Annotated in this window: 14 protein-coding genes and 1 pseudogene; 6 read left to right on the top strand and 9 right to left on the bottom strand. The window is 70.7% G+C overall.

All coding sequences use genetic code 11. The features are described from left to right. The first annotated feature begins 108 nt into the window (after positions 1-108). On the top strand, positions 109-687 hold the full coding sequence (locus tag AOA12_RS06995; RefSeq protein WP_054681441.1) for a methylated-DNA--[protein]-cysteine S-methyltransferase: 579 nt from the start codon (positions 109-111) through the stop codon (positions 685-687). On the opposite strand, the pseudogene AOA12_RS06990 reads toward AOA12_RS06995, so the two are convergent. From AOA12_RS06990 to AOA12_RS06980, 3 genes and pseudogenes are all read right to left on the bottom strand, one after another. Further along, a pseudogene (locus AOA12_RS06990) lies at positions 681-2,297 on the bottom strand (solute symporter family protein). The gene AOA12_RS06995 and the pseudogene AOA12_RS06990 overlap by 7 nt on opposite strands. Continuing rightward, the gene (locus AOA12_RS06985; protein WP_054681439.1) at positions 2,294-2,641 is read right to left on the bottom strand and encodes a DUF485 domain-containing protein; all 348 of its coding nucleotides are present in this window, start codon (positions 2,639-2,641) and stop codon (positions 2,294-2,296) included. Before AOA12_RS06985 ends, AOA12_RS06990 begins: the two are co-directional and overlap by 4 nt. A 14-nt stretch (positions 2,642-2,655) precedes the next feature. After that, on the bottom strand, positions 2,656-4,560 hold the full coding sequence (locus AOA12_RS06980) for an AMP-binding protein (protein ID WP_054681437.1): 1,905 nt from the start codon (positions 4,558-4,560) through the stop codon (positions 2,656-2,658). Between the two features lie 133 nt (positions 4,561-4,693). Here AOA12_RS06980 and AOA12_RS06975 point away from each other — a divergent pair, with 133 nt between their 5' ends. The 3 genes from AOA12_RS06975 (at position 4,694) to AOA12_RS06965 (ending at position 7,910) form a co-directional block, all read left to right on the top strand. Beyond that, positions 4,694-5,542 (top strand): LuxR C-terminal-related transcriptional regulator, encoded by an 849-nt coding sequence (locus tag AOA12_RS06975; protein WP_054681435.1) that lies wholly within the window; start codon positions 4,694-4,696, stop codon positions 5,540-5,542. A 22-nt stretch (positions 5,543-5,564) separates the two neighbouring features. After that, positions 5,565-6,677: an FAD-dependent monooxygenase gene (locus AOA12_RS06970; RefSeq protein ID WP_082406029.1), complete on the top strand. Its 1,113-nt coding sequence runs from the start codon at positions 5,565-5,567 to the stop codon at positions 6,675-6,677. Positions 6,678-6,746: 69 nt separating this feature from the next. Beyond that, positions 6,747-7,910: an AI-2E family transporter gene (locus tag AOA12_RS06965; RefSeq protein WP_231637195.1), complete on the top strand. Its 1,164-nt coding sequence runs from the start codon at positions 6,747-6,749 to the stop codon at positions 7,908-7,910. Here AOA12_RS06965 and AOA12_RS06960 read toward each other — a convergent pair. Together AOA12_RS06960 and AOA12_RS06955 are read right to left on the bottom strand one after the other, a co-directional pair. Beyond that, entirely contained in the window at positions 7,864-8,454 is a 591-nt protein-coding gene (locus tag AOA12_RS06960) for a hypothetical protein (protein WP_054681433.1), read from the bottom strand. The two genes, AOA12_RS06965 and AOA12_RS06960, sit on opposite strands and share 47 nt — an antisense overlap. Positions 8,455-8,588: 134 nt before the next feature. Then, a complete protein-coding gene (locus AOA12_RS06955; protein ID WP_054681431.1) occupies positions 8,589-9,233 on the bottom strand; it encodes an SDR family oxidoreductase in 645 nt (214 codons plus the stop codon). Between the two features lie 88 nt (positions 9,234-9,321). Between AOA12_RS06955 and AOA12_RS06950 the strand changes: the two genes are divergently transcribed. Further along, positions 9,322-10,512 (top strand): aminotransferase class I/II-fold pyridoxal phosphate-dependent enzyme, encoded by a 1,191-nt coding sequence (locus AOA12_RS06950; RefSeq protein WP_082406027.1) that lies wholly within the window; start codon positions 9,322-9,324, stop codon positions 10,510-10,512. Positions 10,513-10,528: 16 nt separating this feature from the next. Here AOA12_RS06950 and AOA12_RS06945 read toward each other — a convergent pair whose 3' ends face one another. The 4 genes from AOA12_RS06945 to AOA12_RS06930 all read right to left on the bottom strand — a co-directional run bounded on the left by AOA12_RS06945 (position 10,529) and on the right by AOA12_RS06930 (position 14,811). Then, on the bottom strand, positions 10,529-11,437 hold the full coding sequence (locus AOA12_RS06945; protein ID WP_054681428.1) for a carbohydrate ABC transporter permease: 909 nt from the start codon (positions 11,435-11,437) through the stop codon (positions 10,529-10,531). Continuing rightward, positions 11,434-12,312, bottom strand: a complete 879-nt coding sequence (locus AOA12_RS06940) for a carbohydrate ABC transporter permease (RefSeq protein ID WP_054681427.1) — start codon at positions 12,310-12,312, stop codon at positions 11,434-11,436. The genes AOA12_RS06945 and AOA12_RS06940 overlap by 4 nt, the downstream gene beginning before the upstream one ends. A gap of 50 nt (positions 12,313-12,362) precedes the next feature. Further along, positions 12,363-13,685, bottom strand: coding sequence for an ABC transporter substrate-binding protein (locus AOA12_RS06935; RefSeq protein ID WP_197281073.1), 1,323 nt, complete (start codon positions 13,683-13,685; stop codon positions 12,363-12,365). A gap of 103 nt (positions 13,686-13,788) precedes the next feature. Continuing rightward, positions 13,789-14,811 carry a LacI family DNA-binding transcriptional regulator gene (locus AOA12_RS06930; RefSeq protein ID WP_231637239.1) on the bottom strand — a complete coding sequence of 341 codons (1,023 nt, stop codon included), beginning with the start codon at positions 14,809-14,811 and terminating at the stop codon, positions 13,789-13,791. A 211-nt stretch (positions 14,812-15,022) separates the two neighbouring features. On the opposite strand from AOA12_RS06930, the gene AOA12_RS06925 reads away from it, so the two are divergent. Then, positions 15,023-16,381, top strand: coding sequence for a glycoside hydrolase family 172 protein (locus tag AOA12_RS06925; RefSeq protein ID WP_054681422.1), 1,359 nt, complete (start codon positions 15,023-15,025; stop codon positions 16,379-16,381). The last annotated feature ends 1 nt before the right edge of the window (position 16,382 follow it).

Genomic DNA, 16,382 nt, shown 5'->3' with positions numbered 1-16,382 from the left:
GCCTTCCGCTCGCCACACACGTGCAACCCTAAGCGCGCGGAGCCGGATCGGGCGTAGGCCGGGCAGGGTTTCGCCGGATCGGACCGCACATTCGCGCATCATGGACTCATGACCTCTGCGCCCGCCGCCCCGCGCTACGCCGTGCACCCGACGCCGCTGGGCGACGCGTTCCTCGTCGTCGGCGCGCACGGCCTGATGCGGCTCACGATGCTCGACGCGCCGCTCGAGCACGTGCTCACCGACACCGGCGTCGACCTGCGCGCCGTGCCCGTGCACGACCCGTCCGCCGTCGCCGACGTCGCCGCGCAGCTCGACGAGTACTTCGCGGGCGACCGCCGCGACTTCGACGTGCCGATCGACTGGTCGTTCGCGCGCGGCTTCGCGCTCGCCGCGCTGCAGGCGGTGTGCACGGTCCCCTACGGCGAGACGGCCTCCTATGCGGAGATCGCGGCCCTCGCCGGCTCCGGCCGTGCGCATCGCGCCGTGGGCACGGCGTGCGCGCACACGCCCGTCTCGATCGTCCTCCCCGCACACCGCATCGTGCGCGCCGACGGCTCGATCGGCGAGTACGGCGGCCACCCCGAGCGCAAGCGGTACCTGCTCGACCTCGAGGCGGGAATGGCCCCGGGCCGAAGCCCGGGGCCATTCCCGGTGGTGGACGGCTCCCGGCCGTCGCGGGGTCAGTGACTGACCGCTCCCTCCGCGCCGTGCCCCGTGAGCGAGCGCACCTCCATCTCGGCGGCCTTGACGGCATCCTCCTTGCGGCTCGAGGTGACCGAGCCCAGCCAGCCCAGGAAGAAGCCGAGCGGGATGGACAGGATGCCGGGGTTGTTCAGCGGCCAGATCGCCACGCCCGTGTCGGCGAACACGCTCGTGGGCGTGCCCCAGAACACCGGCGAGATGAGGATGAGCCCGACGGCCGAGATGAGGCCGCCGTACATGCTCCACACCGCGCCGCGGGTCGTGAACCGGCGCCAGAACAGCGAGTAGATGATCGTCGGCAGGTTCGCCGACGCGGCGACCGCGAAGGCGAGGGCGACGAGGAACGCGATGTTCTGCCCCTGCACGCCGATGCCGCCGAGGATCGCGAGCACGCCGATGACGATCACCGTGCGCCGGGCGACCTTGACCTCGCCGTCGGGGTTGACCTTGCCCTTCTTGATCACGTTCGCGTAGATGTCGTGCGCGAACGACGCGGCGGCCGTGATCGTGAGGCCCGCGACGACCGCGAGGATCGTGGCGAAGGCGACCGCCGAGATGAGGCCGAGCAGGATCGGCCCGCCCAGCTGGAGCGCCAGCAGCGGGGCCGCCGAGTTGACGCCGCCAGGCGCGTTCTTGATCACGTCGGGGCCGACCAGGGCGCCCGCGCCGTAGCCGAGCACGAGGGTGAGCAGGTAGAACAGGCCGATGAGCCAGATCGCCCACACGACCGAGCGGCGGGCCTCCTTCGCGGTGGGCACGGTGTAGAAGCGCATGAGCACGTGCGGCAGGCCGGCGGTGCCGAGCACGAGCGCGATCGACAGCGAGATGAAGTCGAGCGGCTTCGCGCCGTACTGCAGGCCGGGCGCGAGGATCGCGTCCTTCGGGTCGGTCACCGATGCGGCGACCGCGCTCTCGAGCACCGCGTTGAGGCTGAAGCCGTTGATCGCGAGCACCCAGATGGTCATGACGACGGCGCCGCCGATGAGCAGGAACGCCTTGACGATCTGCACCCACGTGGTGCCCTTCATGCCGCCGACCAGCACGTAGACGATCATCAGCACGCCGACGACGGCGACGACGATCGACTGGCCGATGCGGTCGTTGATGCCCAGCAGCAGCTAGACGAGCCCGCCGGCTCCGGCCATCTGCGCGAGCAGGTAGAACAGGCAGACCGCGAGGGTCGAGATCGCCGCGGCCATGCGCACGGGCGTCTGGCGGAGCCGGAACGAGAGCACGTCGGCCATCGTGAACTTGCCGGTGTTGCGCATGAGCTCCGCGACCAGCAGCAGGGCGACGAGCCACGCCACGAGGAATCCGATGGAGTAGAGGAAGCCGTCGTAGCCGTTGATGGCGATCGCGCCGACGATGCCGAGGAACGACGCCGCCGACAGGTAGTCGCCCGCGATCGCGAACCCGTTCTGCGGGCCCGTGAAGGAGCGTCCGCCGGCGTAGTAGTCGGCGGCCGTCTTGTTGTTGCGGCTGGCGCGGATGACGATGAACAGCGTCACGGCGACGAACGCCCCGAAGATCGAGATGTTCAGCACCGGGTTGTTCTCGGCGGTGGCGGCGGGCGCCGCGGCGAGCACCGGGATCATGCGCGAGCCTCCTGACGCTCGAGGTCGGAGCGGATCTCGGCCGCCATCGGGTCGAGCCGGTTGTTGGCGAACCAGACGTAGCCCATCGTGATCGCGAAGGTCGTGACGAACTGGCCGAGGCCCAGCAGGAGGCCGACGGTGACGTCGCCCCACACGCGCGTGGCCATGAAGTCGATCGCGAACGACGAGAGCAGGACATAGACGAAGTACCAGACGAGGAAGAACACGCTCAGCGGCCAGACGACGCTGCGGTGCTTCTTCTTCAGCTCGCGGAAACGCGGCGAGTTCTCGACGGCGACGTAGTCGATGACGGTGCCCGGTGGATTCTCGGATGGTGCGGACATGGGGCCTCCTTGCCTCATTTCGTGATGCGTACTGCTGCGGTGAGCGCATCGAGCACCGTGGGGTCCTCGATGGTGGGGGGCACTTTGTAGGGCTCGCCGTCGACGATCTGGCGCATGGTCTTGCGCAGGATCTTCCCGGAGCGGGTCTTCGGCAGCCGATCGACCACGACGACGTCGCGGAACGCGGCGACGGGGCCGATGTGCTCGCGCACGAGGGCGACGAGCTCCTTCTCGAGCACGCCGAGGTCGACGGTCTCGTGAGCCTTGAGGGTGACGAAGCCCGCGGCGCGCTGGCCCTTGAGCTCGTCGTGCACGCCGATCACGGCGCATTCGGCGACGGCGTGGTGCATCGTGAGCACCTCTTCGAGCGAGCCCGTCGACAACCGGTGACCGGCGACGTTGATGACGTCGTCGGTGCGGCCCATGACGTAGACGTAGCCGTCCTCGTCGATGTGCCCCGCGTCGCCGGTCGCGTAGTAGCCGGGGAAGGCGCTGAGGTAGCCGTCGCGGAAGCGCCGCTCGTCGCCCCACACGCCCACGAGCGTGCCCGGGGGCAGCGGCAGCTTGAGGGCGATGTTGCCCTCGGCGCCGGGCTCGGTCTTCTCGCGCCCCTTGCTGTCGAGGATGCGCACGTCGTAGCCGGGCATGGGCACGGCGGTCGAGCCCGCCTTCGACTCGAGCTGCTCGATGCCGCGCGGCACGGCGCAGACGGGCCAGCCGGTCTCGGTCTGCCACCAGTGGTCGACGATCGGCGCGTGCAGCCCCTCGTTCGCCCAGTGCCAGGTCTCGGGGTCGAGGCGCTCGCCCGCGAGGAACAGGGCCTGCAGGCACGAGATGTCGTGCGCGGCGAGCTCCTCCAGGTCGGGGTCGACGCGACGGATCGCGCGCAGCGCGGTGGGCGCCGTGAACATCGTCTTCACGCCGTACTCGGCGACGATGCGCCAGAAGACCCCGGCGTCCGGGGTGCCGACGGGCTTGCCCTCGTAGAGGATCGTCGTGCCGCCCGCGAGCAGCGGTCCGTAGACGATGAACGAGTGGCCGACGACCCAGCCGACGTCGGATGCCGTGAACATCGTGTCGCCGGGGCCGATGTCGTAGATGCCGCGCATGGCCCACGTGAGCGCCACCGCGTAGCCGCCCGTGTCGCGGACGATGCCCTTGGGCGTGCCCGTCGTACCCGACGTGTGCAGGATGTACAGCGGGTGCGTCGAGGCGACCGGCACGGGCGCGGCCGGCACGGCGGTCGCGACCAGGTCGTCCCAGTCGTGCACGCTGACGTGCGGGAGCGCCGCGCGCAGGGCGTCGGCGTCGCCGGGGACGGCCGCGCGGTGGCGCACGACGACGTGCTCGACGATGCCGGCGGTCTGCTCGACGGCGCGCTGCACCATCGGCAGGTACTCGACGGCGCGGCCCGGCTCGAGCCCGCCCGACGCCGTGACGATCACGCGCGGCCGCGCGTCCTCGATCCGCACGGCGAGCTCGGTCGCGGCGAAGCCGCCGAACACGACGGCGTGGATCGCGCCGAGGCGGGCGCACGCGAGCATCGCGATGACCGCCTCGGGCGTCATCGGCAGGTAGATGAGCACGCGATCGCCCTGCTCCACGCCGATCTCGCGCAGGGCGCCCGCGAACTCGGCGACCCGGTCGCGCAGCTCGGCGTAGCTGTAGGCCTTCTTCGTGCCGGTCATCGCCGAGTCGTAGCGCAGCGCGATGTGCTCGCCGCGGCCGGCGGCGACGTGCCGGTCGAGGGCCAGCGCGCTCATGTTCAGCGTGCCGTCCGCGAACCACCGGGTCGTCTCGCCCCGGTCGTGCAGGATCTCGGTCGGCGCCGTGACCCACTCGACGTCGCGTGCCGCGTCGGCCCAGAAGGCCGCCGGCTCGTCGACGCTGCGCTGCCACAGCGAACGGTAGTTCCCCATGTCTGTCCCCCTTGACCGTGTGAGCGCCCGTGCGACGGGCTCCGACGCGCCGTTCTGCTGCGACCGGCGCGGTGATAGGATCGAAGATACGAATTCGGACGACACGGATGTCACCCCCGGAAGTAGGTATCGCTTGCAGCCACCTCGGGTCCTCTCCTCGGCTGACGATCTGCTCACGCGCGCGGTGTCGCAGCTGGTCACGCGCACGGGTCTTCCCGTCGCCTTCGGCGGGTACGAGAGCACCGGCACAATCGTGGTGTCGTCGGTCGTCGGCAACCGCACGCAGCATCTGACGGGCCTCGGCGTGCAGGCCGCCCGCGGGCTGGGCGGCAAGGCGTTCGTAGAGCGGCGACCGCGGCTCACGCTCGACTACAAGACGTCGAAGTACATCACGCACGACTACGACCGGGCCGTGCTCGGCGAGGGCATCTCGACGCTGTTCGCGGTCCCCGTGCTCGTCGCGGGCGTGCCGCGCGGCGTGCTCTACTGCGGCTCGTGGACGTCGGCCTCGCTGGGCGAGAACACGGCGCGCGAGGCGATGCAGGTGGCGTCCGAGCTCGCGGTCGAGCTGCGCGTGCGCGACGAGGTGCGCCGCCACCTCGCCGCCTTCCCCACGCCGTCGCCGACGGGCGTCGACGCGTCGGCGAAGGAGCGGCTGCGCGCGGAGTTCGCGGAGATCCGGGCCATCTCGGCCGCCGTCGACGACCCCGCGCTGCGCGACCGGCTGTCGGCGCTGGAGCGACGGCTCGCGGGACTCGCCGGAGACGCCCCGGTCGAGCAGACCGACATCCGGCTCTCGCCCCGCGAGACCGATGTGCTCGCGTGCGCGGCGCTCGGCGCGACGAACGCCGAGATCGGCGCGTCGCTGTCGCTGAAGGAGGCCACGGTCAAGTCCTACCTGCAGTCGGCGATGGCGAAGCTCGACGCGTCGACCCGCCACGCGGCCGTCGCCAAGGCACGGAGACTCGGCATCCTCCCATGATGGGTCTCATAGAATATATTGAGTGACCCGCAACACTGACACCCCTCCCGTCGACGACACGATCACCGACGTCGACGGCGCCCTCATCGTCGGCGGCTCGCTGGGCGGCCTCACGACGGCCCTCGCCCTCGCGGACGCCGGCATCCCCTCGACCGTGCTGGAGCGCACGAACGGCCGCACGCAGCGCGGCGTCGCGATCCTCGTCGCCATGAGCGACCTCGGCCGCACCGTGGGCGACCGCGCCCGCGACGTCATCACCGACGAGCTCGGCGCCCGCGCCATGCGACAGGGCACCTACCCGCACGCATGGTGGGACGTCTACACGGCCCTCCGTCGCGCCGCCGACGCCGAGCCCCTGATCCGCATCGTCGAGGACGTGCACGTCGACGAGGTCGGACACCACGACGCGCAGGCCTGGGCGCGCGACGCCGCGGGACGCACGTGGACCGCGCCGCTGCTCATCGGCGCCGACGGCTATCGCAGCGTCACGCGACGTCACGTCGACGCGAGCAGGCCCGACGCCGACTACGCCGGCTACGTCGTGTGGCTCGGCCAGTCGGAGCTGCCCGAGCGCCGGCGCAACAACATCTCGGGCCCCGACTTCATGGGCGGCGGGCGCCGGATGCTCGCCGTGTACCCGCTCATCCAGGCCGACGACAGCGTGCACAGCTTCGGCTGGGGCGTCTTCGACCCCACGCAGAACGGCCTGCTGCGCGAGCTCGGCGCCCTCGACGGGGCACGGGTGAACTACACGCCGCGCGTGCGCGACATCGACGACGACGTGTACGAGCGCATGGCCCGCGTCGTCGAGCACGAGTGGCCCGAGCCGTGGGCCGGTCCCGTCGCAGCGGCCTTCCGCGCCCGCGAGGTCATCGCGACCCCCATCACCGAGTATCTCCCCGACCGGGTCGTCAGCGGCCCGGTCGCGCTGATCGGCGACGCCGCGCACGCGCAGACGCCCATGACCGGCGCAGGGTTCGAGGAGGCCGTGACCGACGCCGAGGCGCTCGCCCATGCGCTGCGCGACGCGGCGTCCCCCGTCGAGGGCCTGCAGCGCTACGAGCTCGCGCGGCTCGCCGACATGCGCCGTCGCGTGAGCGGCGGGCAGTCGTTCAGCCGCTCGTTCGCGGCATAGCCCCGCGCCGCGCGCGGGGCCGGGAGCGCCCGCGGGTGGCGGGTCCGGGCCGCCGGATACACTGACGCCGTGAAGCGTCGCGCGCCGGCCCCCGCCCCTCCTCCCGCATCGCCCGCCCCCGCGGCGCCGGCGCTCGCCGCGCCGACGCGCATCCTCCTGACGCTCGCGGCCGGCGTCATCGTGCTCGTCGGCCTGTTCCTCGCCCGCGACGTGCTCGGCCCGCTCCTGCTCGGCGCCGTGATCGCGATCATCTGCCATCCCGTGCGACACCCGCTCGAGCGGCGCGGATGGCCGAGCTGGGCCGCGACGTCGGCGGTCATCGCGGTCGCCTACCTCGTGCTGGCGGCGCTCGCGGCGATGCTGGCGTTCGCCGCCATCCAGTTCACGCGTCTCGTCGTCGACTTCGCGCCCGAGCTGCGCGCGGCCGCCGACGGCATCATGACGTGGCTGCGCGACGTCGGGTTCGAGCGGCAGGCGGCCGACGCCGTGGCATCCGTGCTCGACCCCGGCTCCCTCGCGTCGCTCGCCGCATCGACCGGCAACGCCGTGCTGAGCGTGCTGATGGCGTTCTTCTTCGTGCTCGCCTATGTGATCTTCATGGCCGCCGACGGCGCCCGCTACGCGCGTGCCGAGGCCCGCTTCGGCTCGTCGATCACCGGGACGATGCAGCGCTTCCGGGCGTTCAACCGCGGCGTGCGCACGTATTACGTCGTCAACGCGACGTTCGGCGCGATCGTCGCGATCATCGACGGCCTCGCACTGTGGGCGCTGCAGGTGCCGGCCCCGATCGTGTGGGCGATCCTCGCCTTCGTCACGAACTTCATCCCCAACATCGGCTTCGTGCTCGGGCTCGTGCCGCCCGCCGTCCTCGCGCTCGTCGTAGGGGGCTGGCCGCTCATGCTCGCGGTCGTCGCGATCTACTGCGTCGTCAACGTGACGCTGCAGGTCATGATCCAGCCGAAGTTCGTGTCGGATGCCGTGGACATCACGCTCACGCTGAGCTTCTTCTCCGTCGTGTTCTGGACCCTCGTGGTCGGCCCGCTCGGCGCGATCCTGGCGATCCCGCTGACGCTGCTCACGCGCGCGCTGCTGCTGGAGCCCTATCCCGACCGGCGGTGGCTGCGCTGGCTGAGCGGCGAGGACGACGCCGCGCCGGGCGCCCCGCCCGCGCGGACCGCCGGCCCCGTCAGCTCGGGTCGATCCGCAGGACGGTCGGCGACGCGCCGATCGTGAGGTCGTCGGCGATCCGCACGGTGCGGGCGAGCTCGTCGACCGCGCCGATGACGGTGCCGAAGCGCTCGCGATCGGAGCACACGGCCGTGACGGTCACGAGGTGCGTGCCCGTGTCCCAGGTGTAGGTCGCCAGCGGGGGCGCGCCGTTCGACGGCATGGGCAGCTCGAGCTTCTCCCCCACGCCGAGGTGCGGGCTGCGGAAGTCGACGGTGTCGTCGTACTCCATGGGCATCATCGCGCGCGCCGTGCGCACCTGGGGCGTGGCCTCCTGCACCTGCGCCATGACCACGAGCAACTCGGGCTCCGCCTTCCACACCCAGGCGAGCACGCGGCCGGCGGCCCGGCGCATGAGCCACGGCGTCGCCTGGCTCAGCGCCCATGCGGCGACCCCTCCGCCCGGCCGCGGGACGGCTCCCATCGCGGCGTTCGCCTGTCCCAGCAGCATGCGGATCGCCTTCTTCCGTGCCCGCCTACCCGCGAGCCCGTACGACTCGGTCACGGGCACCCACTGGGCGCGGTCGGCGTCGGCGTGCAGTCGCGGCATGCTGACAGGGTACGCGGGCACCGGGCTCCGGCATCCCCGCCCGGTCCCGAACTCCGGAGAATCCCACGAACCTCGGAGGATATCCCCCGATCGGGTCCGACGTCCGCGCGATCCTCCGAGGTCGGTGGCGGCGCTCAGCCCGCGATCGCGGCGGCGATCGGGGTGTCGCCGTCGTTGAAGCGGATGGTGCGGCCGATCGTCGTGTCGTCGTCGAGCGCGGCGCGGATGGTCAGGGCGACGTTCTCGCGCGAGACGCGGCCCGACGACGCGGATGCCGTGTCGATCAGCCCCGTGCCGGGCTCGAGCGTGAGGGTGCTGGGGCCGAGGACCGTCCAGTCGAGCCCCGATGCGCGCACGTGCTCGTCGGCGGCGGCCTTCGCCTCGGCGTAGGGGAAGAACGAGTCGCCGGGATCGACGCCGTGGTCGGGCCGCGCACCGAAGTACGAGACCGTCACGAAGCGCCGCACGCCGGCCCGCTGCGCGGCGTCGACGGTGCGGATCGCGGCGTCGCGATCGACCGCATAGGTGCGCGCCGGGTCGCCGCCGCCCGCGCCTGCCGACCACACGACGGCGTCGGAGCCCGCGACGAGGGCGGCGATCTCGCCGGTGCCGAGCGTCTCGACGTCGGCGACGAGCGCCGTCGCGCCCGCGGCCTCGACGTCCGCGGCGTGCGCGGGGTTGCGGACGGCCGCGGTCACGGCATCCCCTCGCTCCGCCAGCAGCGGCAGCAGCAGCCGCGCGACCTTCCCGTGCCCGCCGACGATGAGAACCCGTGCCATGCATCCAGCGTAGGCGCGCGAGGAGCGGCCGGGGCCGGCGGCACCGGCTACTCTCCCAGAGACAGCCGACCCGATCGAGGAGTCCCCCGTGAAGATCTCCCAGCGCGCCCAGCGCGTCGAGCCGTTCCACGCGCTGGCCTTCGGGCAGCGCGCCGCCGCGCTCGAGGCCGAGGGGCACCACGTGGTCGCGCTCTCGATCGGCGAGCCCGACTTCGGCGCCCCGCCGGCCGTGCGCGACGCCATGCGGGAGGTCATGGACGGCCGGCCGCTCCCCTACACCGAGGCGCGCGGCCTGCTCGCGCTGCGCGAGGCGATCGCGGGCCGCTACCGCGCCGCGCACGGCGTCGTGGTCGATCCGGCGCGCATCGTCATCACGTCGGGCGCGTCGGCGGCGCTGCTGCTGGCGACCGCGGCGACGACCGACCCCGGCGACGAGGTCGTCATCGCCGACCCCTCGTACCCGTGCAATCGCGAGCTCGTGACATCGTTCGGCGGCACGGTCGTGACGGCGCCGACCACGGCGGCATCCCGATACCAGCTCGACGCCGACGCCGTGGACGCGGCGTGGAGCGAGCGCACGGCGGCCGTCATGATCGCGAGCCCGTCGAACCCCACCGGCACGACGGTCCCGTTCCCCGAGCTGGCGAGGATCTGCGCCCGGGCCCGCGAGCGCGGCGCCTGGCGCATCGTCGACGAGATCTACCTCGACCTCGCCGACCCGGGCCCCGACGGCGCTCCCGCGCGCACCGTGCTCGCGACCGATCCGGATGCCATCGTGATCGGCAGCTTCTCGAAGTTCTTCGGCATGACGGGCTGGCGGCTGGGCTGGGCGGTCGTGCCCGAGACCCTGGTCACGGCGGTCGAGCGCCTGGCGATGAACTACTTCCTGTGCGCGTCGACGCCCGTGCAGCACGCGGCGCTCGCCGCGTTCACGCCCGAGTCGCTCGCGATCTGCGAACAGCGCCGCGTCGAGCTCGCCGCCCGCCGGGCGCTCGTGCTGGAGGGCCTCGCCGACATCGGCCTGCCCGTCCCCGTCGTCCCCGACGGGGCGTTCTACGTCTACATCGACGTGTCGGGGACGGGATGGGATGCCTGGACCTTCTGCGAGCGCGCCCTCGAGGAGGCCCACGTCGCCCTCACGCCGGGCCGCGACTTCGCCGCGGCGACGGCCGGCACGCACGTGCGGCTGTCCTACGCCGCCTCGCGGGAGGAGCTGGTCGAGGGCCTGGCGCGACTGCGGACCCTCCTTGCGGGGCGCACTGCTGCGCCCACGGGATGAGGGAGACCGCGGAGCGTCACCCCTTCACGGCACCCACCGTCATGCCCGCGATCACCTGACGCTGGAAGAGGGCGTAGATGATGAGCTGCGGGACCAGGACGAGCGTGGCAGCCGCCATCATGCCGCCGTAGTCGACGGTGTACTGTCCCTGGAACCGGGAGACGGCGAGCGACACGGTCACGAGGTCGGGACTGTTGATGAGGATCGATGCGAACGGGAACTCGTTGAACACGTAGACGACGTTGAAGATCAGGATCGTCGCGATCACCGGACGCATGAGAGGGAGCACGACGGTCCAGCACAGCTTCCAGAGCCCGACGCCGTCGATGATCGCGGCCTCCTCGATCTCCGTCGGGAACTCGCGCAGGAAGCCGGTCATGAGCAGGGTGTTGAACGGGATCGTGACGGCGATGTACGGGAGGATGAGCGCCCAGTAGGTGCCGAAGATGCCGAGCGCGAGGTCGAGACGGTAGACGGGGAACAGCAGGATGTACACCGGAACGGCGAGGCCGGCCAGGAAGTACAGGCGAACGGACGACTGCGCGCGCCGGCGGCGGAAGACCATCCGCGTGAGCGCGAAGGCCGACATGAACGAGATCGCCGTCCCGACCGTGACCGACACGACCGCGATGAAGATCGTGTTGCCGTACATGCGCAGCAGCGGAAGCCGTACGATCGCGTTGACGTAGTTGTCGATCGTGAGGTCGTCGAAGGCGAACGGGTTCCCCAGGATGTTCGCGCTGGGCTGGAACGACAGCAGCACGATCCACAGCAGGGGCAGCACGATGAGGAACGTCACGAGGTAGGCGACGACGCCCAGCACGAGACCGATGCGACGACCCGACGGACGACGACGTGCGCGGACCGGTGGCGCCGGCTCGAGGCCGGCATCGCGCGCCGTCCCGTGCGTCGAGGGCGCGCTCATGCGGTCGCCTCCTTTCCCTTCCGCTGCGCGGCGGCCAGGTAGCCTGCCGACACGATCGCGCCGAGGATCGTGATGACGACCGCGAACGCCATGCCGTACCCGTACTGCTGGTTGGTGAAGGTGATGAAGTACATGTAGCTGACGAGCGTCTCGGAGCGGTGGACGGGCCCGCCGCCGGTGAGCATGTAGACCAGTTCGAAGATCTTGAAGATGTTGGTGATCATGAGGATGGTGACGATCGCGAAGGTCTCGCGCATCATCGGGATCTTGATGTGCCAGATCTGCTGCCATCCGCTCGCGCCGTCGAGGGCGCTCGCTTCCAGCACGTCGCCGGGCAGGAGCTGCAGCCCCGCGTAGAAGATCGTCATCGCGAACCCGATGCTGCTCCAGATGAACACGATCGACACGGAGACCGGGGTGAGGTGGTCGCCGCCGATCCACGGGATCGGCGGAACGCCGAACAGCGCGAGAGACCTGTTCAGCAGGCCGATCTTGGGGTCGAGGATGAACACCCAGATGAGCCCGACGAGGATCGGGGCGATGATCGCGGGGCCGAAGACGAGTGCCCTCAGCAGCCCGCGGCCGGCGACGGCCCGTTGCAGCAGCAGGGCGAGCGCGAAGGACGACGGGATGAGCACGGCGAGGCTCACGGCGAGGATGACGATCGTGTTCTGCAGCGACTGCCAGAAGAACGGGTCGCCGACGAGCGCGACGTAGTTGTCGACGCCGATCCAGGTCGGGCTCCCGAATCCCTGGAACCGCGTGAAGCTGAAGACGCCGGAGTACACGACGGGATAGACGACGAACATCGTGAAGACGACGAGCGCCGGAGCGAGCATGAGGAGGATCTTCCAGCGCGTGCTGACCCAGACCATGTGAGAGCTTTCGTGTCGGGAGGGCGGGGTCCGCGGCCCCGCCCTCTGGGCTACTGACGGTTGCTGTCGAAGGCCTTCTGAACGAGCTCCAGCGCGGCCTCCGGAGTCAGCTGTCCCTGGATGACGCCGTAGATGCTGTCGTACATGGCGTTGGCCACCGGTGTCGGGACGAGCAGGTCCGGCTGCGACTGCGGGCTCGTCACGCCGTCCGCCGTCGCGGCGTCCAGGGCCGCCTTGAGCGCGCTCTGCGTCTCGGGGTCGACGGTCGCCTCGAAGGTCGTCACGGGCGGCTGGCCGTTGTCGACGAGGATCTGCTGCGCCTCGTCGCTGTAGTAGAAGGCGAGGAACTTCTTCACCGCGGCGAGCTTGCCCTCGTCGTTCGCGACCCTGTGGTCCACGGCGAACGGGGCCGAGGCGACGTTCATGATGATGTTCTGCTCGCCGACGCCGTCGCCGAACCGCGGCCCCTGCCAGAAGGCGATGTCGGACGCGACCTCCGACTCCTGGATCGCACTCGACGCCCAGACGCCGGCGTCGAGCATCGCCGCCTTGCCGCTCGTGAACTGGTCGACCGCCTGCTGGTAGGTCTGCGTCGAGACGTTGGACGCGAACGCGCCGGCCTCGCGGAGCTCGTCGATGTGCCGGTAGAGGCGCAGGAAGTCGTCGTTCGCATAGCTCACCGACCCGTCGAGAAGCCCGTCGATCTTGTCTCCGTAGCCGAAGCGGTCGAGCATCGTGAGGAAGGCCCACACGCTGAACGAGGACTGGTTGGCGCCGTTGGAGATCGTCGTGATCCCCTTCTGGCTCAGCGTTCCGGCGACGCCCAGCAGGTCGTCGAACGTCGTCGGCATCTCGACCCCGTTGTCGGCCAGGATCTTCTCGTTCACCCACAGCCCCGTCAACAGGCCCTGATACGGGACGCCGTAGATGACGTCGCCGGTCGAGAAGTTCTTGACCGTGCTCTCCGGGAACGAGTCGGTGAGGTCCAGCTCGTCGAGCACGGGGGCGAGGTCGAGCAGAAGACCGGCCTTCTGCATCTCCTCCGCGTTGGACTTGTACACCCAGAAGACGTCCGGCAGCGTGTCGCTCTGCGCCGCGATCGACAGCTTCTGCAGGTGCTCCGCGACGGCCTCGCCCGAGACGGTGACCGTGATGTCGGGATTGGCGTCCTCGAACGCCTGCACGATCGCCCACGTGGCGGGATCGGCGGTCTTCACGTCGGGGTTCTGCATCGAGAGGGTGATCTCGGTCTTGCCGTCTGCGCCGGTGCCGCCCGACCCGCCGCAGCCAGCGAGGACGAGAGCGGATGCCGCGATGGCGGCAGCTGCGAGAGCGAGTCGGCCCCGCGGCGCGCGGGGTGCTGTGCGTCCCACGTTCATCTCCTTTGATGGGTCGTCTGCACGAGGCAGATCGAGTCTAGTATCGAAACGTTTGCGAAAAACGTTTGTCTCACGGTAGGGGCGATCATGACCGGTGTCAAGCGATGGGCTCGCGAGGCGTGGAGCCCGGCGCGACCCCCTCCGTGGACTCGCGCAGCTGCAGGTCCTGGTGCAGCCGAACGGTGCGCGGGCTCGCATCGGGCGTCTCCAGCCGCTCCATCAGCAGCCGCACCGCCGCGACGCCCATGTCGAACGCCGGCTGGCGCACCGTCGTGAGGCGAGGACGGAACAGATCGGGGTTGTCGAAGCCGTCGAAGGTCGCGAACGCGATGTCGCGAGGCGTCCGGCGCCCGGTCTCCTCCAGCGCCCGCAGACCCGCAACGGCGAGGGGCGTGCTGCACGCGATGACCGCCGTCGGCCCGCCTGCGGCGCCGAGCGCGGCCCCGGCCGACGCCCGCAGGTCGGCCAGGTCCACGCCCGTGAGGATCTGCTGGTCGTCGACTGCGAGCCGTGCGTCCCGGACGCCGTCGAAGAAGCCGTCGAGCCTCTCCACCAGCACGGGCACGCGCACATCGCCGGCGATCACGAGGAACCGGCGATGCCCGTGCTCCGTGAGATGACGCACGAGGGCGCGCATGGAGTCCCGGTTGTCCGCGCCCACCTGGTCGAAGGGCACGTCGCGATAGAGCCGGTCGAGCAGCACGACCGGCGCCTTCTCCTCCCGCAGGTCGGCCAGCAGAGGGGGCGCCGAGTCGGCGGCGCACGCGAGGATGAGGCCGTCGACACGCCGCTCGAGCAGGGTGCGCACGGCCCGCCTCTCCCGGCTCGCATCCTCGGCCGAGTTGGCCAGCAGCAGCGTGAGCCCGCGCTCGGCGGCCGCGTGCTCGACGCCGTGGACCATCTCCGCGAACGCCGGCTCCCCGGCGTCGGAGACGACGAGGCCGATGCTGTCCGTCTTCGATCGCCGCATCGCCCGGGCGAGCGTGTCCTGCCGGTATCCGGTCTGCTCGATCGCCGCGAGGACGCGGCTGCGGGTCTTCGGCTCGACGTTCCGTGTGCCGTTGAGCACGTGCGAGACGGTCGAGATCGACACCCCCGCGATCCGCGCCACATCCACCATGGTTGCCACTGCTACGCTCCGTGTCTCGTTTTCGGATGAGTCTTTGCGCAAAGCTACACCATGGCGTTGCCGACCATCTTTCTCGCTGTGTTCTCGGGCGAGAACGCATCGAGTATTGCGCGTCCCGGACGATGGGGCTATCTTCATCCAGACAAACGTTTCGATGCCACAACGGCATTCGCGAGAGCCCTTCGGGGCGAAGGAGCGGACGATGACGACCCCATCTCCACAGCCGGCAGGAATGCTCGGCGACCTCACCCGCGCACGCGCGGCCCGCACGGCTCGCGTCTCGAGCTTCGATCAGACCGGACGCAACCGGGACAACTGGATCGTCATGCCCGGCGAGGAGCGCACGCTCGCCGACATCGAGGGCCCCGGGTTCATCACGCACATCTGGATGACCCAGTCGTGCCGCATCCAGCCCGGCCCCGGCCAGATCGATCCGGCCGTGGTCGGCGTCCCCATGCTCGAGATCCACAACGCCCTCGGCGTGAGCTGGGAGGTCGTCGACCCCGACTACTACCGCAAGGTCGTGCTGAAGATGTACTGGGACGACCAGGAGACGCCGAGCGTCGTCGCACCGCTGGGCGACTTCTTCGGACTCATGAACTCGCTGTCCGGCTCCTACGACTCGCTGCCCCTGTCGGTGTCGGCCAAGGAGCCGGAGCTGCACACGTTCGGCGGCAGCGCCGCCTTCAACAGCTACTTCCGGATGCCGTTCGGGCGCCGCGCCCGGATCGTCGTCGAGAACCAGAACGACATCCCGTACCTGCAGTACTTCTACGTCGACTACGAGCTCGTGCGCGATCCGCTCCCCGAAGACACGGTCTACTTCCACGCGCACTGGCGTCGTGCGCTGCCCACGCGGGGCTGGGGCCCCGACCTGCAGTCGAACAGCATCGAGACGACCGTCCCGAACCTCGACGGCCGGGACAACTACGTCGCGCTGGAGACCGAGGGCCGCGGCCACTACGTCGGCTGCACCCTCGCCGTTCGTCATTTCCAGGGCTCATGGTGGGGCGAGGGCGACGACATGATCTTCATCGACGACGACACCTGGCCGCCAAGCCTGCATGGCACCGGCATGGAGGACTACTTCGGCCACGCGTGGGGGATGCAGCACAACGCCTACCTGTTCAACGGAACGATCGTGCACGAGGAGGACGTGCCCGGCTTCCACCACAGCTACCGCTTCCACATCGTCGACCCGATCCGCTTCGAGAAGCGCATCCGCGTGACGTTCGAGCACGGGCACGGAAACCACCTCTCCGACGAGTGGTCGTCGACCGCGTACTGGTACCAGACCCTGCCCTCCCCCGTCCTCGAGCTCCCGCCCGTCGATCAGCGTCTTCCGCTGCGGCCCGTCGACCGCGTCATCACGGCGCCCCTGCCGGCGCTCACGGACGAGCAGCGCACGGCCCGCGACGCCGCCGCGCGGCGCATGGAGGACTTCGTCGCCCGGCGTGAACGGCTGCGCGCCGAGCGCCGGGCCCAGGTCGACGACTGGGAGCGCGGGAACCTCGAGATCGCCCGCGACGTGCGGCGCCGCTACGACGAGAGCGCGAGCTGAC

The sequence above is a fragment of the Microbacterium sp. No. 7 genome, from assembly GCF_001314225.1.
Taxonomy (GTDB): domain Bacteria; phylum Actinomycetota; class Actinomycetes; order Actinomycetales; family Microbacteriaceae; genus Microbacterium.
This window is presented reverse-complemented; position numbering and strand designations above follow the sequence as displayed.

What these genes read in the sequence shown, in the direction of transcription:
- AOA12_RS06995 (WP_054681441.1), top strand. Translation starts at nt 109, where the DNA reads ATGACCTCTGCGCCCGCCGCCCCGCGCTACGCCGTGCACCCGACGCCG.
- AOA12_RS06985 (WP_054681439.1), bottom strand. Translation starts at nt 2,641, where the DNA reads ATGTCCGCACCATCCGAGAATCCACCGGGCACCGTCATCGACTACGTC.
- AOA12_RS06980 (WP_054681437.1), bottom strand. Translation starts at nt 4,560, where the DNA reads ATGGGGAACTACCGTTCGCTGTGGCAGCGCAGCGTCGACGAGCCGGCG.
- AOA12_RS06960 (WP_054681433.1), bottom strand. Translation starts at nt 8,454, where the DNA reads ATGCCGCGACTGCACGCCGACGCCGACCGCGCCCAGTGGGTGCCCGTG.
- AOA12_RS06955 (WP_054681431.1), bottom strand. Translation starts at nt 9,233, where the DNA reads ATGGCACGGGTTCTCATCGTCGGCGGGCACGGGAAGGTCGCGCGGCTG.
- AOA12_RS06945 (WP_054681428.1), bottom strand. Translation starts at nt 11,437, where the DNA reads ATGAGCGCGCCCTCGACGCACGGGACGGCGCGCGATGCCGGCCTCGAG.
- AOA12_RS06940 (WP_054681427.1), bottom strand. Translation starts at nt 12,312, where the DNA reads ATGGTCTGGGTCAGCACGCGCTGGAAGATCCTCCTCATGCTCGCTCCG.
- AOA12_RS06930 (WP_231637239.1), bottom strand. Translation starts at nt 14,811, where the DNA reads ATGGTGGATGTGGCGCGGATCGCGGGGGTGTCGATCTCGACCGTCTCG.
- AOA12_RS06925 (WP_054681422.1), top strand. Translation starts at nt 15,023, where the DNA reads ATGACGACCCCATCTCCACAGCCGGCAGGAATGCTCGGCGACCTCACC.